Origin of the sequence: Finegoldia magna (assembly GCF_003182075.1) — a bacterium.
In the GTDB taxonomy this organism is placed as follows: Bacteria; Bacillota; Clostridia; order Tissierellales; family Peptoniphilaceae; genus Finegoldia; species Finegoldia magna.
In genome coordinates, this window is the sequence record NZ_QGTH01000015.1 from 1 (window position 1) to 22,861 (window position 22,861).

General features: G+C 28.4%; 21 protein-coding genes. 9 read left to right on the forward strand and 12 right to left on the reverse strand.

What is annotated here, in order from left to right:
* The 8 genes from DES33_RS06625 to DES33_RS06660 all read right to left on the reverse strand — a co-directional run.
* Nucleotides 1-385, reverse strand: a 385-nt coding sequence (locus DES33_RS06625; RefSeq protein WP_110058473.1) for a helix-turn-helix domain-containing protein, incomplete at its 3' end; no start/stop codon positions are given.
* An 82-nt stretch (nt 386-467) separates the two neighbouring features.
* Nucleotides 468-1,940 carry a hypothetical protein gene (locus tag DES33_RS06630; RefSeq protein ID WP_110058474.1) on the reverse strand — a complete coding sequence of 491 codons (1,473 nt, stop codon included), beginning with the start codon at nt 1,938-1,940 and terminating at the stop codon, nt 468-470.
* Nucleotides 1,924-3,330, reverse strand: a complete 1,407-nt coding sequence (locus DES33_RS06635; protein ID WP_110058475.1) for a sensor histidine kinase — start codon at nt 3,328-3,330, stop codon at nt 1,924-1,926. Before DES33_RS06635 ends, DES33_RS06630 begins: the two co-directional genes overlap by 17 nt.
* Nucleotides 3,330-4,019 (reverse strand): response regulator transcription factor, encoded by a 690-nt coding sequence (locus DES33_RS06640; protein WP_094207016.1) that lies wholly within the window; start codon nt 4,017-4,019, stop codon nt 3,330-3,332. Before DES33_RS06640 ends, DES33_RS06635 begins: the two co-directional genes overlap by 1 nt.
* A 36-nt stretch (nt 4,020-4,055) precedes the next feature.
* Complete coding sequence (locus tag DES33_RS06645; RefSeq protein WP_110058476.1) at nt 4,056-6,959, reverse strand: UvrD-helicase domain-containing protein; 2,904 nt, start codon at nt 6,957-6,959, stop codon at nt 4,056-4,058.
* Entirely contained in the window at nt 6,952-9,630 is a 2,679-nt protein-coding gene (locus DES33_RS06650; RefSeq protein ID WP_110058477.1) for a PD-(D/E)XK nuclease family protein, read from the reverse strand. The genes DES33_RS06645 and DES33_RS06650 overlap by 8 nt, the downstream gene beginning before the upstream one ends.
* On the reverse strand, nt 9,623-11,242 hold the full coding sequence (locus DES33_RS06655) for a nucleoside kinase (RefSeq protein WP_110058478.1): 1,620 nt from the start codon (nt 11,240-11,242) through the stop codon (nt 9,623-9,625). Before DES33_RS06655 ends, DES33_RS06650 begins: the two co-directional genes overlap by 8 nt.
* Nucleotides 11,235-12,200, reverse strand: coding sequence for an RluA family pseudouridine synthase (locus DES33_RS06660; protein ID WP_110058479.1), 966 nt, complete (start codon nt 12,198-12,200; stop codon nt 11,235-11,237). The genes DES33_RS06655 and DES33_RS06660 overlap by 8 nt, the downstream gene beginning before the upstream one ends.
* Before the next feature lie 60 nt (nt 12,201-12,260).
* Between DES33_RS06660 and DES33_RS06665 the strand changes: the two genes are divergently transcribed.
* The gene (locus tag DES33_RS06665; RefSeq protein ID WP_094208477.1) at nt 12,261-12,650 is read left to right on the forward strand and encodes an MltG/YceG/YrrL family protein; all 390 of its coding nucleotides are present in this window, start codon (nt 12,261-12,263) and stop codon (nt 12,648-12,650) included.
* Here the strand turns inward: DES33_RS06665 and DES33_RS06670 are convergent, their stop codons facing one another.
* Both DES33_RS06670 and DES33_RS06675 read right to left on the reverse strand, forming a co-directional pair.
* On the reverse strand, nt 12,651-13,181 hold the full coding sequence (locus DES33_RS06670; RefSeq protein ID WP_094205529.1) for a DUF6648 family protein: 531 nt from the start codon (nt 13,179-13,181) through the stop codon (nt 12,651-12,653). It abuts the gene before it with no gap.
* Between the two features lie 102 nt (nt 13,182-13,283).
* Nucleotides 13,284-14,282 carry an asparaginase gene (locus tag DES33_RS06675; RefSeq protein ID WP_094208475.1) on the reverse strand — a complete coding sequence of 333 codons (999 nt, stop codon included), beginning with the start codon at nt 14,280-14,282 and terminating at the stop codon, nt 13,284-13,286.
* A gap of 142 nt (nt 14,283-14,424) precedes the next feature.
* Here DES33_RS06675 and DES33_RS06680 point away from each other — a divergent pair, with 142 nt between their 5' ends.
* The 8 genes from DES33_RS06680 (at nt 14,425) to DES33_RS06715 (ending at nt 22,046) form a co-directional block, all read left to right on the forward strand.
* Nucleotides 14,425-15,360 (forward strand): substrate-binding domain-containing protein, encoded by a 936-nt coding sequence (locus DES33_RS06680; RefSeq protein ID WP_110058480.1) that lies wholly within the window; start codon nt 14,425-14,427, stop codon nt 15,358-15,360.
* A 205-nt stretch (nt 15,361-15,565) separates the two neighbouring features.
* The gene (pstC, locus tag DES33_RS06685; protein ID WP_110058481.1) at nt 15,566-16,435 is read left to right on the forward strand and encodes a phosphate ABC transporter permease subunit PstC; all 870 of its coding nucleotides are present in this window, start codon (nt 15,566-15,568) and stop codon (nt 16,433-16,435) included.
* A complete protein-coding gene (pstA, locus tag DES33_RS06690) occupies nt 16,425-17,300 on the forward strand; it encodes a phosphate ABC transporter permease PstA (protein WP_094207007.1) in 876 nt (291 codons plus the stop codon). The genes pstC and pstA overlap by 11 nt, the downstream gene beginning before the upstream one ends.
* Complete coding sequence (gene pstB, locus DES33_RS06695; protein WP_094207006.1) at nt 17,300-18,052, forward strand: phosphate ABC transporter ATP-binding protein PstB; 753 nt, start codon at nt 17,300-17,302, stop codon at nt 18,050-18,052. Before pstA ends, pstB begins: the two co-directional genes overlap by 1 nt.
* Before the next feature lie 14 nt (nt 18,053-18,066).
* The gene (gene phoU / locus DES33_RS06700; protein ID WP_110058482.1) at nt 18,067-18,723 is read left to right on the forward strand and encodes a phosphate signaling complex protein PhoU; all 657 of its coding nucleotides are present in this window, start codon (nt 18,067-18,069) and stop codon (nt 18,721-18,723) included.
* Complete coding sequence (locus DES33_RS06705) at nt 18,720-19,388, forward strand: response regulator transcription factor (RefSeq protein WP_002838158.1); 669 nt, start codon at nt 18,720-18,722, stop codon at nt 19,386-19,388. Before phoU ends, DES33_RS06705 begins: the two co-directional genes overlap by 4 nt.
* On the forward strand, nt 19,388-21,091 hold the full coding sequence (locus DES33_RS06710) for a sensor histidine kinase (RefSeq protein WP_110058483.1): 1,704 nt from the start codon (nt 19,388-19,390) through the stop codon (nt 21,089-21,091). The genes DES33_RS06705 and DES33_RS06710 overlap by 1 nt, the downstream gene beginning before the upstream one ends.
* A 100-nt stretch (nt 21,092-21,191) precedes the next feature.
* Nucleotides 21,192-22,046, forward strand: coding sequence for a DegV family protein (locus tag DES33_RS06715; protein ID WP_094224569.1), 855 nt, complete (start codon nt 21,192-21,194; stop codon nt 22,044-22,046).
* Between the two features lie 33 nt (nt 22,047-22,079).
* Here the strand turns inward: DES33_RS06715 and DES33_RS06720 are convergent, their stop codons facing one another.
* Both DES33_RS06720 and DES33_RS06725 read right to left on the reverse strand, forming a co-directional pair.
* Nucleotides 22,080-22,538 (reverse strand): Asp23/Gls24 family envelope stress response protein, encoded by a 459-nt coding sequence (locus DES33_RS06720; RefSeq protein WP_227905412.1) that lies wholly within the window; start codon nt 22,536-22,538, stop codon nt 22,080-22,082.
* A 22-nt stretch (nt 22,539-22,560) separates the two neighbouring features.
* Nucleotides 22,561-22,860, reverse strand: a complete 300-nt coding sequence (locus DES33_RS06725; RefSeq protein WP_094224568.1) for a DUF2273 domain-containing protein — start codon at nt 22,858-22,860, stop codon at nt 22,561-22,563.
* Nucleotide 22,861 lies beyond the last annotated feature (1 nt).

The following is a 22,861-nucleotide window of genomic DNA, read 5'->3' on the forward strand; positions in this document are numbered from 1 at the left end:
ATTTTTTATTTGATTTGGTCATTTCTTTTTTAGGCCTTCCTCTGTTATCTTCTAGCCCAGATAGACCTCGTTCTTGATAAGCTTTCTCCCATCTGTACACCATAGATCCATTTACAAGATTGAAATGATCTGCAGTCTCTCTAAGCGAAGTATTATTGATCTGCCTATATTGTATTACAGATAGCTTAAATTCACTAGTGTAATTATTGTTTTTTAACTTTTTTGATAAGTTATCAAAGCCTTTAGATTTATATTGGTTTATCCATAGCTCTAACGTGCTTTTAGGAATGCTATATATTTTAGCTATTGATTTGATTCCACCTGATTCACCTGATAAGTATTCTAGTACTAATTTTATTTTAAATTCTTTTGTATATTTTGGCATACAAAAACCCCTCCATCCGTATTCCGGATTTTGGGGTTCAGGTCAATTTATAGATTATCTACTTCTTTTTTTCTATTAATTTTTATTGTCTTAGGTTAGTAATAAATGATGATGGAATTTTATCGTTGTTTTGAAATTCTTTTTTCCACATTTCTGCATAATTTCCTATTGCCCATTCACTCATTATAATAGAATCATCTTTCGTAATTGGTATACTACCTATTAATTTATTATCGTTAGAATAATCATAAATTAATATTTCGTCTGTCGTTTGAACTATTAGTATTCTTTTATCAGGAGAAGAATAAGCATCTATCGCACTGCTTTTTAAATTTTTTATAGATTGCCAATTCATAGATAATTCATCTGGTGATAAATTCAAATGTGAAACGATGTTGAGGATTACATTTTTCAACTTAATCTCATTATTTTCTTTGAATGTATATTGTGTTTGATAATTCCATTTACCAGAATTTCTTACAATTCCAATATTTTTATAATCTTCATTTTTATCATTTGAAGAAACTTCAGAATTAGACTCTGTGTATTCTTCTGCAATAGAATTTTTCAATACATTTACAGCTTCTTTTCCTCCGATTTGATCAATATTAAGTTCATTATTATTGCTCATTTTATCGATATCATATATAGAATAATATTCAAATTGATCCTTATTTCTCATGATTGAAATATATTCTGGACCTAGATATGTTATTTCTGCAGATGTGTCAAATTCCAATTTTTTATTTTCTTTAGAATTATCTCCTGAATAAACTGGCTTGGCTAAAAATTGCTCTACATAGTTATTATCAAATTCATTCTTTTTGTATTCCATAGTCCAGAACCCATTTTTTCTAGGTAAAAACAATGCAGATGTTTGATAAATCTGTGCGCGATTTTTCTTGTCGATATCCAATAAAATAGTCCTATAAGATATATCACTTTCATCATTTCTTACAACTTTATTTTTAATTCCAATTAAAAGAGCAATATTTTCTTTGTCTTTTAAATTGTTTCCTTTATTTTCATAATATTTACTTTCATAGGTTGACTGGTAATTCTCAATAAAAGTTCTGCTGACTTGATTTTCAGTTTTTTTCATGTAATAAAGCACTCCGTTGTATGGTAAAATTATATTGTTTTTATCCATTACAACAACATCTTGATAAAACTTGCTGCCATCAGAAATTGTAATGACCATTTTCTTATCTTTAGAAAATTTCTTACTTATATTTTCATCGCTTGTTTTTTTACTTAGATAATTTTGTAAACTGACAAATTTAGACGAAAATTTAGGGTTTATAGTAAATCTTTTTCCAAAAACAACTATAGATTCATCGACGTAAAGTTTACCTATTTCATCTGAAACTTTGGATTTAGAATCAGAAAAGCTTTCTTTCTTATCAATTTGCCACACACCTGCTGCAACCAATAAATTATTTTCAGGAACTTTGATATTTTCAACTGCAGATTGTTCTTTATTTCTGAACATTATGAAAACAATCAACAAAATTAAAACTATCGTACCTACCAAAATACTAGTTGTTTTTTTCATTTTCATCATCTCCTAATGGCAATGTAAACGAAACTGTAGTTCCTTCATCTAATTTAGATTTAATCATCAATTCTCCCCTGTGAAGTTTTACTATTTCTTCACAAATAGAAAGCCCCAAACCTACATGAGAATTCGAATTAGAGCCTTTGTAAAATTTTCCAGTTACAAGTTCTATTTCTTCAAATGAAATTCCTATCCCTGTATCTATTATAGATACTTCTGCAAATTTTTCCGTTTTTTCAATATTAATAATTATCGTTCCTTTTTCTGGAGTAAATTTTATAGCATTATCTAAAATATTAATGAAAACTTGCTTAATTCTATCTTCGTCAAATGTAGCGATGAGTTCTGGACTTTCATAATTTAATATCAAATCAATTCCTTTAGAACGAACTTTAGGAAGCAATTGGTTTTTGATATGTTCTGCTAATTCAATTAAGTTTTGTTTTCTCTTAACTATTGAAATTCTTCCGGAAGTAAATCTTGAAAAATCAAGTAACTCCTCAACCATATTTGTAAGTCTGTCGCATTCGCTATCGATTATATCTATTCCCATAGTTGTTGTTTCTAAATCTGAAGGATCATATTTTAAAGTTTGTGCCCATCCTTTTATAGAAGTTAACGGTGTTCTCAATTCATGTGACACACTTGAAATAAATTCGTTTTTCAATTGTTCTTTCTTGTTAATATTGTCCGTCAATAAATTCAAAGTCATTCCAAGTCTTCCGATTTCATCTGTATCATTTTCTTTTGCTCTTACTTCCAAATCACCTTTAGCCATTCTTTCAGCAGTTTTTGCAAGACTATTTATTGGTTTGATAATGCTTTTAGTTAAAATTTTACTCAATAAAATACTGAATAATATTACCAAAAATCCGAACAAAGCGAACGATACTGACTTCACTCTTATTGCCCTGTCTACTTCTTTTAAACTTGAAATGTATCTTAAAACTCCGACTTGTTTTCCCCTGGATTCAAGTGGTACTGAAACAGAAATAATATTTGAATCAGAATAACTAACTTTTCCAGTGTATCTCCCACTTTGACCATTCATCGCGCTAACTACATCAGATGTTTCTATTTTTTCACCCAAATTAGGGCTTGCTATTGAGTCAAACACGACAACTTGATTATTATCCAAAATTTGCACTTGGCAGTCAGTTTGTCTATAAAATTGGTTTTTGTCTTCGGCAATTACTTCATCTAATTCATAGTCTGCCATATAAGAACTATATAAATTAGTAGAGTACCTTATTTCGTTATTCAAAACACCTTCCATTGTAGAATAATAATAAAACTTAGTAGCATAAATAGAAAATATAACAAGTATTATCGCAGTAATACTTGTTAAAAATACAAAGGAATACATTATTTTGTTTTTAATACTCATTATTTTTTATTTTCCCATCTGTAACCAACTCCCCAAACTGTTACGATATATTTTGGATGAGTTGAATCTTCTTCAATTTTACTTCTCAACCTTCTCATATTTACATCAACAATTTTAGCATCACCTATGAAATCTTCACCCCATGCTTTATCCATTAATTCATCTCTAGTTATTGCTTTCCCAGGATTTTGCATCAAAAGTTTTATTATGTTAAGTTCTGTTGGCGTCAATGTAATTTCTTTTCCATTCTTATAAAAAGTTCTTGAATACATATCAAGTTTGAATGTTTCATCTTCAATAATTTGACTATTGTTTTGTTTTTGCGGACTTCTTCTCAAAACAGATTTTATTCTAAGTATCAATTCACGCGGATTAAATGGTTTTGTCAAATAATCGTCTGCTCCTCTTTCAAGTCCTTCAATTTTATCGTTATCTTGAGTTTTTGCAGTCAACATTATAATAACAATATCCGGAAATTTATTTCTTAAAATTTTACAAACTTCAAATCCGTCAATTCCAGGAAGCATTATATCTAAAACAGCTACATCTGGCTTGTTTAATTCTGCTAACTCTACGCCTTTTTCTCCAGACTCAGCTTCTAATATTTCAAATCCTTCTCTTGCTAAATTTATTTTTGTAAATTGTCTTATATTATCTTCATCTTCTACTAAAAGAACTTTAATACTCATATCACACCTCATGTATTATTATAACTCATAATTTAGCTAATTCAATTGATCTACATAATTGTTAAGAAAAACCTCAACCTCTTGTTCGCAATTTTGGTAGTAATTTTTTTCAATAATGTATCCTTTTCTTAAATTTACAAGAATCATTTTAATATTTTTGTTGTATTTTTTGTTCAAAACATAAGAATAAAACTTCAATTGCATGTGGTATTTTTCGTACAAGTATTCTTGTGATTGTGAACTAATTTTATAATCATAAACTTTTATTTCTTCATCACAAAATTCCACTCTATCCATAAATCCAGATATCATTAGATTCTCGTACAATAAATTAAAATCCATTTCATTTTTATAATTTGAAAAATCTGTTATAAATTGGTTAAAGTTTTTAGTTGCGGCATTGAAAATTTTCTTCTCATCTTCATTTAAGAAATCTACTTCTTTAATACATGGAGAATTACTTCCGTCAGATAATTTCGCATACATATGAACCAAATTACCAAGTAATATATAATTTATTGAAGATTTTTGAAGATTACTATCAAAAATTTCTTCATTGGAATTTAAAATACTTGTAATACCAATTGGAATAAGTTTTTCGACTTTTACTTTCTTTGGTTCTGGTATATCAAATTTTGTTTGTATTTTTCTTAGTAAAAAAGGTTTCTCATTTAATTTTAAAAATTTAATATTTCCTCTTTCTTGCAAGTCCTCAATGTATGGACTTATTTGTTTGAAATGTCCCGATTTTTTTGAATTCGAAAAAGATAATTCTTTTTTTGCACGTGTGAATACCGTATAGTACACGTTGTCTACTTCGTAATCTTCTTCTTCTTCAATTAATTTCTTAACTTTTGTCATTCTGAATTTTGAAAAAGGAAAATCTAGCACGAATTGCATCTGAATGTTTTCGTTGTCTATAAATAATAAAAATTTGTCTTTGTTAATTGATGGCTTTGACAAATTATCCACTATAACCTTACTAAAACCTAACCCCTTTGATTTATGAATAGTCATAAGTTTTACCAAATCACTGTGTTCATCTTCAAAAGACATTTGATATAAGTTAGTATTATTTTCAAAATAATCTACAAAATCTTCTATACTATAGTTGTTTGCATCAAATTGCTTTGCAATTTCTAAAAATTTAATTATATTTGCCTTTGCTTGAAGATCATTAAATAATCCTAAGTAGTCAATCTGTTCAATATAATTAGACATTGAATCGTAAATCGTATATTTTGTAAGATTTTCCGTAAAATCTACAACTTGTTCATCAATTTTTTTCATAGTAGACTGATAGTTATCTGTTTGATTCAATATTTCATTGTAATCCACATCATATACATTAGATAATATTCCTACTTTACTTATGTCATCACCGTATCGTGCGTATTTTATGAACTGAATCAGATTTAATACTTCTCTGCATTCTTCAAGTCCTTGTTTGTCAAAAATATAATAAGGAATTTTTCTATTTGCTAAACTTTTTTCGTATTCCGAGAAATCATTCTTAGTTCTAGCTAAGATAGCAGTGTCTTTAAAATTATCTTCATTGATGTATGAAACCAAGATATCTGCGGAATCATCTTTTGTTTTTGCGTCCTTATTGTTGAGTTTAAATTCATCTCTTCCGATTACTTCTCCCACTTCATTAACTGCGACTAAGCTATCGTATCTATCCTTCATTTTATTAGAATAAATGTAATTAATAGGCTCCATTATATTTGGATGAGTTCTATGATTTTCATAAAAAGTGATGTCTTTTCCGCCACTTTTTTTTATGTCTTCTCTGGTTTTTTCAAATACTTTTATGTTCGCACCCCTAAAACTATATATGGCTTGTTTCGGATCACCAACTACGAAAAGATTATTTCTATCCAAAGCCTCATTTTCGCTGCACAGTGTATAAAAAATATCTCTTTGTAGATTTGATGTATCTTGATATTCATCTATCATAAAATATTTATACTTTTCTTTACACGATTTTAGAATATCACCATTTTCCAGAGCTTTTTTACACATTATTTCAATATCGTTAAAATCTAAGAAACTTTTTTCATTCTTTTTTATTGAATATTCTCTATTAACTTCTATCAAAATATTGAAAAAACCTTCGTACAAATCTATATAATCTTTTTCTTTATTTGAAAGTATCGCATCAATTCTTTTGTTCACTTCATCAATTAGTTCCTGAACATTTTCTTTCTTGCTCTCTCCAAGATTGTCAAAACTTTCTAACAAAAATCTAGTATATTCTGGAATTTCCAAAATTTGTTTATCATCATGCAAAAATTTATATAGCCTACTATTTTTCGTAAGTCCTTTGATATTATCTGATTCTTCTCTTAGATCAAATAGATAACTTTTTATTCCGATAATATCCTCATCGTCAACATTTCTAAGATTAGTTAGTTGAAGAATTGTTTCTCTTTTAATAACTTCAAAGTCTATGTTATTCGTCCTTAATTTATTGAAAGAATCTCTGATAATTTTAAGTGTGTCTGAATATGAAATATCTAACACATTGCCAAGCTTCTTGATAAAATCAATTCTATATTCTAATATTTCGTCAAAAATTTCATTAATCATTTTATTTGCTTGATCATCTTCAATGATTTGAAAGCTAGGATCTATGGATAAATAGTACGAATTATCTGATACAATTTTTTTACAAAAAGATGAAATGGTAGATACATTTATGTCGTCAATTAGTCTGGGATTGTTTAGCTTTTGAATAATTCTATCCTTCATTTCATCAGCAGCTTTGTTCGTAAAAGTAATGCACACGATACTTTTAATGTCGATACCTTTTTCGTACATATATCTAAATCTTTCAGAAACTACTTCTGTTTTACCAGTTCCTGCACCTGCATTTACACAAACATTTTGATTTATCGTTGAATAAGCTAATTTTTGATTGTCGCTGAATTTAATCATTGCTAGCTTTCCCTTCTGTGTTTTTTAATTTGCAAATTTTATTAAAATCACAATATTTACAAGAATTGTCATCACTTGCTTTTACAAATAAGTTCTTATTCCTAATATTTTCTCTGAATTCTTTTACTTTCTGAATCATAATTTCATCCAACTGATCCTTTGAAACATTTTGAAGATATTCATATTCTTCATTATCTCTAATGCTTTTGTATTTACAACTTACAACATCACCGTACGAAGAATATATTGCAAATTGAAATCCTTTGTTTTTGTCCAAATCTTTAGCTTTCCTGAAACTATTTTTCGATAATTTATAGTCTATTAATCTAATTTTACCTGAATCTGTTCTATCAACCCTGTCAATTCTTCCAATAAATTTGGTGTTTTCATCTAAACTAACAATAAAATCTTCTTCTAATTTATAAGGGTAAAACTTTTCAGATTCGTTTTTCATATTGTAAATATCAGTTCGAATAAAGTCTTTTAGTTTTTTCAAATACTTTTCGTAATCAAATTCATTTTCCTTAATATCAGTGTTTAATCCGAACTTTTCAAAAGAATTTCTGAGTAATTCATCCAAACTTGAAACATCTAACTCACATTTGCCATCTATAGCATCTCTTATTTGCGAAATATTTATTCCGTAAAATTCTTCCAATGTGTTGTGCAAAATAGTTCCAATATCCAATTGTCTAGACTTTATTTGCGGTTTAAGCTTCAAATAATATCTAAAATAAAACTTCATTGGACATTCAAAATATGTTTCAAGCTGAGTTGAAGATAATTCTTTCTTCAATATATATTGTGTCGTTTTGTCATCTACTTCAAAATCTGAAATATCCTTTGAGGATATTCTGTTTTCTATTCTATTTAAATGTTGTTTCAAAGAATATTTCTCATAAGCTGACACGCTGTGAAGTTTTTTTGTGTCAATTTTTTTGATATTTTTCATTTTAATTTTCTTTATCTTTTGACTTGATTTTATGTTCTTTTCCAAAATCAGCCTTGATTTTATGTTGCTCTCAGTATTATAAGACAGATAAATTTTTTTATTCGCACTATTTATAGCATCAATAAATCTGTCAATATTTCTTTTTCTATTTTCTGCGTCTGACAAAATGTCGATTCCTCTTTTTTGTAGAAATTCTATATTATCTTCATTGTTAAAGAAATCATAATTGATTTTTCCTGGAATCACATCATCATTCATATTAACTACGTATAAAACATCGTAGTTTGAAAGTCTATTATCCGTAAGAGAATATATTCTAATTCCATCTACTAAATAATCTGTAGAATCAACCTTCAAATTTTTTATCAAATCCATCAAATAAGAGTTAATATTTTTCGATTTTTTAACAAGTTCAGCATAATTTTTATACAAATCCTCAAGTATTATCAAAAGTTTTTCAGAAAATAAATTAAATCCTTTATCATAACTTTCTTTTTTTTGAATTATTGCTATAAGATTAGCTAAAACATTAATGTTTGTTTCTATAAAATATAAATAATACGATTTAATCTCTTTTAAAATTTGTAAATTAGTTTCATAATTAACATTTACTTTTAAAATTTTAACTAAATCTTCCCAATCATCAAACTCAAAATCTGACAATATACTTCTGAACGTAACTTTATCCTTCAAATCAAATTCTATAAAACAACTATCTAGTGTAGAAAGAATATATTGCTTTAAAGTTTTCGTATTATCAAGTAGATTAATTATATCTAAGAAAAATTTGTAGTCACGATATGAAATATAATCATCTCCAAATACTGGAATATTGTGTAATTTTAAGGAATTCAATATTTCCCTTTTTGAGGAATCTTTTTCTAAAAGAATTGCCATTTTATTATAATCATAAGTGTATGAATCTTTTGATATTTCATTAATTAGCCTGTCTTTTTCCAAAATTTCATTGGTTAGTTTAACTACCTTCTTTTCAATGAATTTATTTGATTTTGATTTATCCTCATTTTGAATAACATCAAATCCAATATCTTGCAATTGATTCACTAATTCACTTTTGTATTCATTATAATAATCCACGTAAATATAGACATTAACATCATAATTTTTCAACTGATTTATTACTTCCAATTCAATTGGTCGAAACTCACTGAATCCATGAATGTAAATATCCTTGTTTTTTTGAAGATTAAGATTTTTTGTGTCATAGGCATCAAATTTATCCAGAAAATTATACTGTTTCATAATGCTCTGATATTTTTCATACACTTTACTTAAAATATTTAAACTAACATTGTGACTAGAGATTTCTTCAAGTTCATCTATTTTTTTATTTGAATACTTACATGTAGATATAAATCTTTTGGATGAATTTATCATTCCATTAGAATTGAAAAATTTATTATCCTCAAACACCCCTTCATTGATAAGCTCTTTAATTGCTAGTCTCAAAATCAAATCTGTCAGATATGTTGAAATGTCTGAAGCATTTACTAGATCATCTATAGTCCAAATCTTCACGTCGCATAGCACCGATTGTTCTTTTAAAAACTTATTTCTAATATTTTTAATTAGCTTTCTATTTGGCAAAATTAAAATAAAATCAGTGTTGCCATTTCTAATTTGATTTTTTAAATAAGATATATTTTCATCAAAAAGCTTTGAAGAATTTGAATTAGTGTACACAATTCTCTTATTCATTGTAATCTCCTATGAATTCTTGTAAAATTGAGTTTTTAGGGACTATTGAATCATTCTTGATTTCTATAAAATAATTCAAAATAGATTTTAACCTTTCAATCTCTGTAAAGTTTGGACCGTTTTTATCGTAATTTTCCACTAATTTCAAGACGTATTTTTTCAAAATATTAATTTCATAAATTAATGATGAGTCTATTATACTGTCTGCTTCATTTTGATATGGAAAAACATTAATATATTCAGCAGCGTGAACTCTTGGCCACTCAGACAATGTATCATCTATGCTTTTATCTCTTTGAACAAAATCTCTTACCATTCTTCTCATAAGTCTCATATCTGTCGTTGAGATTCTGTTGTGACAATCAATGCTTAGTTGTGTCAATGCCGATACATAAATTTTATATTTGTCCTTGTCGGGAACTAGACTTGTAAGTTTTGGATTAAGTCCATGAATTCCTTCCACAATTATGATTCCATTTTTGTCCAATTTTGTGTAAGTATCACCATATTCTCTTTCGCCAGTGATAAAATTATAAATTGGCAAATTAACATAATCGCCTTCTAATAATCTCATTAAATCTCTGTTAAATGTTTTTAAATCAAGTGCATTAATCGATTCGTAATCCCTGTTGCCGTCTTCATCCAAAGGAGTGTCCACTCTATTTACAAAATAATTATCCATAGAGATAGGAATAGGATTTTTGCCTCTTACCGCTAATTGTACAGAAAGTCTTTCAGCCATTGTGGTCTTCCCTGATGAAGAAGGTCCAGATATTTGAACTAATCTTGCATTGTTGTAGATAATCTTGTCGGAAATGTATGAAATTTGATTTTCAAAATAAGCTTCATTTACGCTAACCAAAAAATCCATATTTCCGTCCTGAATTTTTTCATTCAAACTTCCCACATAACCAATATCCAACATTTCAGTCCATTTTTTTGATTTGGAAAATATTTTTGAGAGAGCTTTTTGTTCTTTAAAGTCGGTAAATTCACCAGTTCTACTGACACTTAATGCTACTCCTGGAAAATAGTTGATAAGTTTGTAGTTTTTCAAAAATCTCGTAAATGGAGCTACAAATCCTTCTATACCGAAGTAATGATTGTGACATTTGTACAAATACACTTCATCCTTGTCTAAACTTTTTAGTAGTCTTGATTTTTGAATGTATCCTTCCTTTTCAAAAATATCAAAAGCTTCTTTCCTGGAAACTTTTACTCTTTCAATTCTAAGATTTTGATTAATCAAATCATCCATCAATTCTCTAATTTCTTCCAAATCTCTAAAATGAATTTCGTTGTTATTTTCGAATTCAAGATACATATAGTTTCCAATTGTATATTCAACTACCAATTGATCTTCTGGAAATTTTATTTTAAATGCCAATAACAGCAGCAAAATTCCTGTTTTCATCAATGTGTCTTGTGAATAAACGCTGTTTTCATTTACAAACTCAATCGTATCTCCATCATCTATACTACTCATAATATCGACAAGTTTATTGTTCTTTAATGCAACAATACTATCTTCAAAACCACATTGAAGTCCATAATCATAAATCTTCTTATCTTCATAGTCGTATATTTTGTTGTTGTTAATTATCTTAATCATATTTACTCTCCAAATCGTTCAATATTTTCTCAAATAAATCATCTCTTTCGCTTTCAAAAACCATAGATTCATATTTTTGGTATTTTTCCATTTTTTCTGGAAATATTAGCTTATACGAATGTAATAATTGAAAATTTAAATCGTACTTATTTTTGAAATATTTATTAACATCTCTGTTTCCATATTTAATATCTCCAATTATAGGGTTATTAATATGTGACAAATGAGCTCTGATTTGATGTGTCCTTCCAGTCAATAAATCTACATTGACCAGTGAATATTTCCCGAAATTTTTTACATTCCATACTTTTGTCATGCTTTTCTTTCCACTAGAATTGACCACAGATTTGTTCTTATCGTTATCTTTTTCTAGCGCCAAATCAATTGTTTGGTCTTTGAGATTACCAACCACAATAGTTTCGTAAATCTTAGTAATTTCGTGTTTTTTGAATAAATCATTAAAATATTTCAAGCTATCATAAGTTTTTGCACCTACAACAATGCCAGAAGTATTTCTATCCAATCTATTTACTAAAGCTGGTGTAAATGTAGAGTTTTGTGTTGGAGTAAACTGATTTGTTTTTATCAAATAGCTTACCATCATATCCACTATATTTTTCCCATAATCTCGAGAATTAGCTGCGTGTGATAATACTCCTGTTTTTTTATTAATCAATATTAAATCATCATCTTCATAGATTATATCCAAGTTAAAATCCTCAGCGGAGTATACCTTATTATCTTGATATTTTTCAATAACTTCATCGTACAAATAAATATTTACCACATCGTCAATTTTCAGATTATAATCAGGTTCTGTCCTTTTTTTATTAACTTTTACTTTTTTAGTTCTGATAAGTTTTTGGATATGATTTTTGCTCATTTTTGGCATCAATTTCATAATAAACCTATCTACTCTTTGGTTGCTATTTGAATTATCTATATTTATATGTCTCATTATTGCTCCTATTTGAAAAATTGTTAATAAATCATTATAATTTAATAAGGAAGGTGAAAAATGAAAAATTTTATTGATACAATAGTAGACTTTATTTATAAATTTGCAAAGCTTTTATTATTATTGCTCATTCTAGTAGCTACAACATTTTATGTTTACAAAACAATTAATTCAATGTTTTCAAAAAACTATACAAGTTCTCAAACTTACTCAAAGGATTTAAAAATCCAACAAGTTACTGAAGAAGTTAAAGACATTGAAATCACAATTCCACCTGAGGCAAAAGACTTAGATGTTTCAAAGATTTTAATCAGTGGAAACATAATTACCGATGAACAAGAATTCTTAGATTACTTAAAGCAAAATAATGTTACTGCTTTTAAGGATGGCAATTACAAATTAAATAAAAATATGACTACAGAAGAAATAGTAAATCAAATAAAGAAATAATTAATATCCCTTATTGACATAAGAATCGATAAGGGATTTTTTCTTTATTGGTTCAAAAACATTATTTGATATCAAATGTTGTTTGATATTTTCATTTATTGTGTGAAAAATCATCTTTTCATAATCTTTGAGTACAATTTCAAAAAGATTATCCCTCATTCTGTAAGACAAAATGTCTATGTAATATGCTTCAACATTCTTGTATTCTATTAATTCCAAAATCTTTAAAATTGTATTATCTTTTTCTAGGTAATAGTTTCTGCATTTGTTTAAAGATGCAAGATATTTCTTAGGTTTTTTGTTTTTGTATCTGTTAGCTATTGTATTGTATTCCTTAGCCTTTAAATTATAATATTGATAGTTAAAAACTCCTTCATTTACTGTTTTAATATCAGTGAAAGGTCTTAGATTGAAACTATTAATCAATACGTTGTTTCTTGAAATAAATTCCTGTTTTGTTATTTTCTCCTCATCTAACAAATCAATCAATTCATTTCTTTTTTTTACATAAAAATCTACATTTCTTTTCATAATTTTCCTCTAACTAAATTATAATTCATATTTCATACTTTTCAAAATTTGCAAATAAAAACGGTAAAATATTTTTTTATAATTATTTTACCGCTAATATTCTTATTCTATTATTGAAATATCATGATTTATAATTGAGTAAAATTCGTCTTGTATTTTTTGAATATCTCTGTTGTATTTTCCCATTACATACATCATTTTACATACTACTGATTCTAATGTCATATCTTTTGATTCCAATACGTCTAAATTTTCTCTGATTCTCATTCCTACTTGATATACTCCAATATCTGAACCTTCTTGTGGAACTTGAGTTGTCATCACGATTATTTTATTTGTAGAGTATTGTTCCATTAATCTTAAAAACTCTTCGGATATTCCTGCAGGCATTCCACCCACTCCATAACTTTCCACGATAATACAGTCGTATTTTTCGAAAATATCTTCTAAAATATCTGCTCTCATTGATGGAATTAATTTCAACAAATACACGCTTTCATCTAATTTATCGTAAAATTCTACATTACTTTCTGACTTATCATCAATATATCTTAAAACTTTACCATCGTGAATTATAGCAATTAATGGATAATTAATTGAATCAAATGCATCAAAACTTTTTGTTCTAACTTTTCTGGCTCTATTTCCGCAAATAACTTTTCCATTGAACACTATATTAACTCCGTGTGATTTTTCTTTACTCGCAAATATCAATGCATCAATTAAATTATTCTTTGCATCTGTAATATCATTTGAAATGGATTTTTGAGCACCTGTAATTACGATTGGCTTCGGACTTTTTTGAATTAAATAACCCAACGCAGATGCAGTGTACGCCAAAGTATCCGTACCATGTGTTATTACAAACCCATCGTATTTATCATAACTCTCTTTAATTGTTTGTTTGATAAGTAGCCAATGCTCTGGTCTTATGTCTGTTGAATCAATACTGAATAAACTGATAGTATCTAATTCAAAATCAAATTTTCTAAATTTTACATATTCTAATATATCTTTTGCTTGAAGACCCGGCGCTAATCCTTTATCTGTAGCAACTGAAGCAATAGTTCCTCCAGTTGTAATTAATAGTAGTTTTTTCATACAATCCTCCTAGAAATAGTATAACACTTTATTTTTAAAAAATGTAAACAAATAACTTTACATACAATTTACAATAATATTATATGAATTTTAAACATTACATGTATTCTATTAGTGAATTAAATATGAAAGGATGATTTATTTGAAAATCAAAAAATTTATGTTAGTTGCTATGATGCTAGTATTTGGAGTATTCATGGTAGCATGTGCAAAACAAGATGATGGAAAAACATCAGACAACTCAACCAAAACAGAAACTACTTCTACAGATTCTAAATCAAACGAAAGTGCTGGAGGAGAAATCCACGTAGTATCAAGAGAAAATGGTTCAGGTACTAGAGGAGCTTTTACAGAAATCACTAAAATCTTAGAAAAAGGTGCCGATGGTAAAGAACAAGACAAAACAGTTTCTTCTGCAATTGTACAAAACAGTACTAACGCAGTTATGATGACTGTAGGTCAAGACAAAGACGCTATTGGATATATTTCATTAGGATCTTTAAATGACAAAGTTAACGCAGTAAAAATCAATGGTGTTGAAGCAACTTCTGAAAATGTTCAAAAAGGTGATTACAAAATCTCAAGACCTTTTAATATTGCTTATAAAGGAGAACTAAAACCACTTCCAAAAGATTTCTTAGATTTCATTTTATCTAAAGAAGGACAAGAAATTGTTAAAAAGGAAGGTTATGAACAACTTCCTGAAGAAGCTAAAGCTTACAACAAAAATTCTCAAAAAGGTAAAATCGTAGTTGCAGGTTCAACTTCAGTTTCTCCATTAATGGAAAAATTAGCAGAAAGCTACAAAGCAATGTATCCAGAAGTAGAAATCGAAATCCAATCAACAGGATCTTCAGCTGGTATGAACTCAGCTATTGAAGGTGTATGCGATATCGGAATGGCTTCAAGAGAATTAAAAGACAAAGAAAAAGAACAATTAAAAGCTCAACCTATCGCTATTGATGGTATAGCAGTTATAGTTAACAAAGAAAATACTAACGCAACAGATTTAACTCTAGAACAAGTAAAAGATATCTTCACAGGCAAAGTTAAATCTTGGTCTGAAATTTCTAAATAATTCCTCTCAAAAGCAGATCTCTTATGAGGTCTGTTTTTTATTTTGAAAAATTTTATTTTACATTTGTAAAATGTAATACTTCCCTATTTCTACAGATTTTTGCTTTATTCCTTAAAAAACTTTACATTTAATTAACATTGTTATCGCATTAATTTTACAAGCCCTTGATATTATTAAGGTGATAAAAATAAAGAAAGGATTTAATATGAAAAAGAAATATTTATCTGAATCAATAATGAAATACGTATTTTTAGTATCAGCATTGACTTCTATCTTTGCGATAGTTTTAATATGTTTTTTCATTTTTGGTGAATCAATGCCTTTTATAAAAAAAGTTGGATTAACTAATTTTATATTTGGTAAGGATTGGGCTCCAGTCGATGTCCCTGCTCAATTTGGTATACTTCCAATGATTATCGGTAGTATTTATGTAACTATTGGCTCCATAATTATAGGAGTACCAATTGGGATTTTTACAGCGATTTATCTTGCAAAGTTCTGCCCAAAAAAATTATATAATTTTTTGAGACCTTGTATTGATTTAATGGCTGGTATCCCATCTATCGTTTATGGTTTCTTCGCTTTGGTGGTTATAGTTCCAATGATTAGAAAAGCTTTTGGAGGAACTGGTATGAACATAGTTACAGCTTCTATTCTTCTAGGAATTATGATTTTACCGACGATAATCACTTTATCTGAAAGTGCAATAAATACTGTTGTAGATTCTTATTATGAAGGAAGTGTTGCACTTGGAGCTAGTCACGAATTAGCTGTAATGGGAGTTGTAGTTCCTGCTGCAAAGTCAGGTATATTATCATCAGTTATACTTGGAATTGGACGTGCTATCGGAGAAACAATGGCAGTATACTTAGTTGCAGGAAATCAACCTGTAATAGCAAAAAGTATTTTTTCAGGAACGCGTACTATGACAACTAACATCGTATTGGATATGGCTTATGCGTCTGGTGCCCATAGAGATGCTTTGATTGCAACCGCTATGGTATTATTCGTATTTATACTTTTAATAAATCTAATATTTAATTTGATTAAGAGAGGTGTAAATAATGGAAAATAATTCTATTGATGTATCGACAAATAGTTTGAGAAATTTAAGAAAAAATAAAACTAAAAGTAGAATCATTAAAGGTTTTATTTATTTGATGGCTTTTATTACTTTAGCGGTATTGTTTTATTTAATTATCTACATGTTAGTTAATGGTATTCCCCATTTAAAACCTAGTATGTTCTCAAACCACTATACTTCTAAGAACGTATCAATGATGCCTTCAATTAAAACTACTGTTATGTTAGTTTTGTTGACATTATTAATTGCAAGTCCTATCGGAATATTTACAGCAATTTATTTGTCTGAATACTCTAAGAAGAATTCTAAAGTAGTTACTCTTATCAGACTTGCAACAGAAACATTATCTGGTATTCCATCAATTGTTTATGGTTTATTTGGTATGTTGTTATTCGTAATGAGATTAAAGTTTAGATATTCTTTAATATCTGGAGTTCTTACAATGTTCATAATGGTGCTACCATTAATAATTAGAGCCAGTGAACAAGCATTGTTATCAATCGATGACGAATTAAGAGCTGGAAGTTATGCATTGGGAGCCGGAAAGTTGTATACTATAAGAAAGGTACTACTTCCTGTCGCAATGCCTGGAATCATGGCTGGAATTATTCTTTCAATAGGAAGAGTTGTAGGAGAAACAGCTGCATTGATGTTTACATTAGGAACAGACCCTCGTGTGCCATCAAGTTTGATGCAATCTGGAAGAAGTTTAGCATTACACATGTATGTATTATCTTCTGAAGGATTCCATGTAGAAGAATCTTATGCAACTGGCGTTGTATTAGTAATTTTAGTTTTAATAATAAATATAGTTTCCAATTTAATAGGAAAAAAATTGACGAAAGGAAGTAAATAATGTCTAAGATAAGTATAAAAGATGTTGATTTATATTATGATGATTTTCAAGCTCTAAAGAAAATCAATATGGAAATGAAATCTAATGAGATCACCGCTTTTATTGGACCTTCTGGCTGTGGTAAATCTACAATGCTTAAGTGTCTAAATAGAATGAACGATCTTATTGATGGCTGTCGAATCGAAGGCTTAATAACTTTAGATGGCAAAGACATATACGATAAAAATTACGATGTAAACTTGTTGAGAAAAAGAGTCGGTATGGTTTTTCAAAAACCTAATCCATTTCCAATGTCAATCTACGATAATATAGCTTATGGTCCAAGATTACATGGAGAAAAAAATAAATCTAAGTTAGATGAAATTGTTGAAAAATCTTTAAAAGGTGCGGCTATTTGGGATGAAGTAAAAGATAACTTGAAAAAGAACGCACTTTCTATTTCAGGTGGACAACAACAAAGAATTTGTATCGCAAGAGCCTTGGCTGTTGAACCTGAAGTATTATTAATGGATGAACCTACATCAGCTCTTGACCCTATCTCAACTAATAAAATCGAAGATTTGTGTCAAGATTTGAAATCAAAATATACTATTATAATGGTAACACACAATATGCAACAAGCTGCTCGTATTTCTGATAAGACAGCATTTTTCTTGACAGGTGAAGTTATAGAATTTAATAATACTGATATACTGTTCTCAAAACCTGAGGATAAAAGAACAGAAGATTATATTACTGGTAGATTCGGTTAAAAAGAGGTGGTATTATGAGAAAATATTTTACACATCAATTAGAAGAATTAAAACATAATTTAATTTTTCTCGGAGCAAATGTCGAAAGACAAATTGAACAAAGCACTTACGCATTGGAAACTCAAGACTTGGAAATAGCACAAAAAGTTTATGATTCTCAAGAAACTATTTATGAAATGTCAAAAGAAGTAGAAGACACTTGTTTGAGACTTCTTACTACACAATCTCCTGTCGCAAAAGACTTGAGATTTATTTCATCAGCACTTAGAATCCTTTCTTGTATGAGTAAAATCGGAAACCATGCACAAGAAATTTCAGAACTTGTTATGTTGATTGGTAAATCAAAACTTCCAAAAGATTTGACTATGATAAGATCCATGGGTAAATGTGCACAAAAAATGCTTGTAGAAAGTATCAACGCTTTTACTGATGATGATGTCGAATTGGCAAATTCTGTAATCAAAAAAGACGATGAGGTTGATGATCTTTTTGCACACTTCATGGAAGAATCAATAGAATTGATTAAATCTGGTTGTGAAAATCCTGAACAAATTATAGATTTAATTCAAGTCGCAAAATACATTGAAAGAATTGGCGATAATGCAGAAAGAATCGCAACTTGGGTAATATTCTCAGTTACTGGCGAAAGATACGAGGAAAATGCACAATGATTTGCTGTGTAGAAGATGACAAAAGCATAAGAGAATTAATTATCTATGCACTTAATAATGAAGGCTACGATGCAATGGGATTTGGAGACTATGGAGAATTCAAATCCACATTGTATTCTTCTAGCATTGATTTAATTATTCTAGATATTATGCTTCCGGGAAAAAGCGGGCTTGAAATTTTAAAAGAAATAAGAAATAACGAAAAAACAAAAAACATCCCAGTAATGATGCTTACTGCTAAGACTACAGAATACGATAAAATAGTAGGTCTTGACAGTGGCGCTGATGATTATATGATCAAACCTTTTAGTATTATGGAACTACTAGCAAGAGTCAGAGCACTACTAAGAAGATCCTCACTAAGTAAAACAAAATCTAAAATTATCTATAAGAACATTGAATTAGATTATGATAAGAGAACAGTTAGTGTTGATGGAGAAAATGTAGAATTAACTTACAAGGAATTTGAATTACTGTACTATCTCCTATCAAATGTCGGCAAAGTTTTGACTAGAGAAAATATCATGACAAAAATTTGGGGATTCGATTTTGAAGGAGAATCACGTACAGTTGATGTTCATATAGCCACTTTAAGACAAAAACTTAAAAACGCTTCCAGCATAATCAAAACGATAAGAAATCTGGGATACAAAGCTGGTGAATGATGAAAAGAAAAATATACACTAGAATTTCTCTTGTCATTATAATAGCTTTAGCAATTGGACTAGGCTTACAAACATTTATATTTTATAATTATAACAAATCCAAAGAAGAAACTTCTCTCCTACGTCAAATACAATACGTGGATTCTATCAGCGATAATAGTCGTGATAAGACTATTACAAATATAAAAAAGTTTAAAAGGATTAATCCTTCAAATCGATTTACAATTATTGATGAAAATGGAAGTGTAGTATATGATACTGATACAAATGTAGACTCTTTGGATAATCACTCAAACAGAGAAGAAATACAAGATGCAATAGAATCCAAAATCGGCTCAATAACACGTAAGTCTGATAGTTTTGATAAAAGTATGTATTATGTTGCTATACTTCAACAAAATTCTGATGTTCTTAGAGTTAGCTGCGAATCTTCTAGTTTTTTGAAAACTATTTTGGATTTATTGCCTTATACCCTATTGATATTAGCATTATCATTAATATTATTAATCGATATTAATAGAAGACAAATAAGACAAATCTTAGATCCTATAGAAACTATTGCCAATGAATTAGATGATAACATCGTTAATGACAAAGAATCAAAATTATTAGAACAACCAGTTTACGATGAGCTTATACCTTTTATCAATATTATTAGACGCAAGAATGATACAATAAAAAAATATGTAGATGAATTAGAAGAAAGGTCAACTACAATTAAAACTATTACAGACAATATGAGAGAAGGTCTTATCCTACTTGATAAGAATATGAATGTTTTGTCAGTTAATAAGTCTGCTGAGTTTTTATTTGGAGCAAATGATTCAAAGTATGAAGGAAGACCCTTTATTTCATTAAACAGAGATTTAAAAATCCATTCTGCAATAAAAAATGTAATATCAACCAAAACAGCGCATCATATAAATATTGAAATGCAAGGAATTCTATTATCAATGTATATTGCACCAGTATTAGATGAAGATTCTATCAATGGAGTTTTATTATTCTTAGTAGATGAGAGTGACAAGATTAAGGCTGAAAAAAGAAGAAGAGAATTTTCAGCGAATGTTAGTCACGAATTAAAATCTCCTCTTACTTCAATTAATGGTTATGCAGAAATGATAGAAAACAACATGGTTAGTCCAGAAAATGTAAGTAAGTTTGCTACAATAATACACCAAGAAGGATTGAGATTATTAGAATTAATCGATAATATTATTAAACTTTCCAAATTAGATGAATCAGAAGATAACATTGAAAAAAGTTTATTTAATCCTGAAAAAATAATAGATGAAATAGTCACTTCGAACCAAAACAAATTGGATAATAAAAAAATTGAACTTGTTACGGATTTACAGGAAAATTGCATGATATACGGTAACGAAAATTTAATTAAAGAAATGATTGAAAACTTAGTTACAAATGCAATTAAATACAACAAGATTTCAGGTAAAATTAAGATTTCAATATTCAAAGAAAATGATAAAACTAAAATAATTTGCGAGGATACTGGAATTGGTATAGCTGAAAAATACCAAACTAGAGTATTTGAGAGATTCTTTGTTGTTGATAAATCACGTTCTTCACAAGAATCTACAGGTCTTGGATTATCAATCATCAAACACATAGTTGATATCCACAATGGATCAATTACTCTTGAATCTAAATTAGATGTTGGAACAAAAATCACGATAACGATTTAAATACGGCAACTGCTTGTCGTATTTTTTTCGTTAAAATGATATAATAGTTATGTTAACTTGTATATACAAAATTATTAAACGATTTAGAAAGGAATAAAAAATGCAAAAAATTGCTATTCTAACTGATACTACATCTGATGTAGATCCATCAATTATTAAAGAATACAATATTGTAGAAGTCCCTCTTCAAATCATTTACAATTCGGAAGTTACGTATAAAGATAAATATGAAAAAAATATTGACGACGTTATAAACGACATTAATAGTAACACTATTAGTAGTTCGCTTCCCTTAACAAGTGATTTGATTGACAAAATAGAATACATCATATCAGAAGGATACACACATATAATAGCTACATGCATGAGCTGCGGAATTAGCGGGACTTATAATCTATTTCAACAAATATTAAACTTATACTCTGATAAAATTACATATCATTTGATAGACTGCAGATCATGTTCAATGGGAATGGGTTTTCTAATTGAAAAAGCTGTAAAAATGAAGGAAAATGGCATAAGTTTCGAAGAAATAGTAAAAGAATTAGAAAAACTAAAAACAAAAGAAGATTTCTTTTTTACTGTAGACAAATTGGATTATCTTTACACAAGTGGTCGTATTAAACGCTCAAGTAAAGTCGTTGGAAATCTATTAAACATAAAACCCATTATAACTTGCATCAAAAAAACTGGAAATTTGGAAGTTATAGATGCAGTAAGAGGCAGAAAAAAAGTCAATCAACAAATCCTTAATTATATAATTGACTTCGCAGCCAACGATCAAATAGACAATATCTATATAATGCATTCAAACCTACAAGAAAATGCAGATGAATTAGAAAAAGTAATACAAGATTATTATCCTAATGTTAAAATTTATAAGAGACCTATTTCTAGTCTTTTTGTTATACATACAGGTCCCCATATCTACGGAGCTGTCGTAACATTAAAATAAGGAAGGCATGATGCCTTCCCTTTTTAATTTAGTTTATTTTAATCCACTTTTATTTTCTTCTTCTTTTTTGTTTTTCAAGTTGAATTCTTTTCTTGTCATAACATCAACTACTTTGCAGTTAACTTCTACAACATCTAATCCAGTCATCTTCTTTACACTTTGTTTTACAACTTCTTGTAGTTGTTGGAATACTTTTACAGCTGATACTCCATATTCTAATATTACTGATACATCAATTGCAGCTTCTTTTTCGCCAACTTCAGCATCAATACCTTTAGTTGCATTATATCCACCGAAAGTTTCTTGAATTCCTGAGAAGAATCCACCTTCCATATCTAAAACACCAGGAATTTCTCTAACTGCTATTGCAGCGATCTTTTGAACTACAGAGTTATCAAAAGTTAATTTTGATTCGTGTTTTTGTTCCTTTTCTTTTTCAGCTTTTTCTTCATTTACTTTGTTTACTTCATTGTATTTTTTTTCTTCCATCATTCTAATCTCCTTTTATACTATATTATTTCCTAAATAAATTCATCAAGAATCTGATAAATTTAGGATTACCTTCTTTATACAATCCATAACCATAACCTATACCAAAAAGCAATAGTATTAAGATTGTTGACCAAAAACCAAGCTTCAAAAATGAAAGTGCAATTATTACACCTAAAATTCCATACTTAGTTGGTTTCCTTAACCCGGATAAATTTTTTATTAACCTTTCGTCAAATTTATCTTTTGAATCTTCTTTTACAAAAATTATTTTTCTTTGTTCATCTGGGGATTGAAAATTGTCTAACATTTTGTTATTATTCATT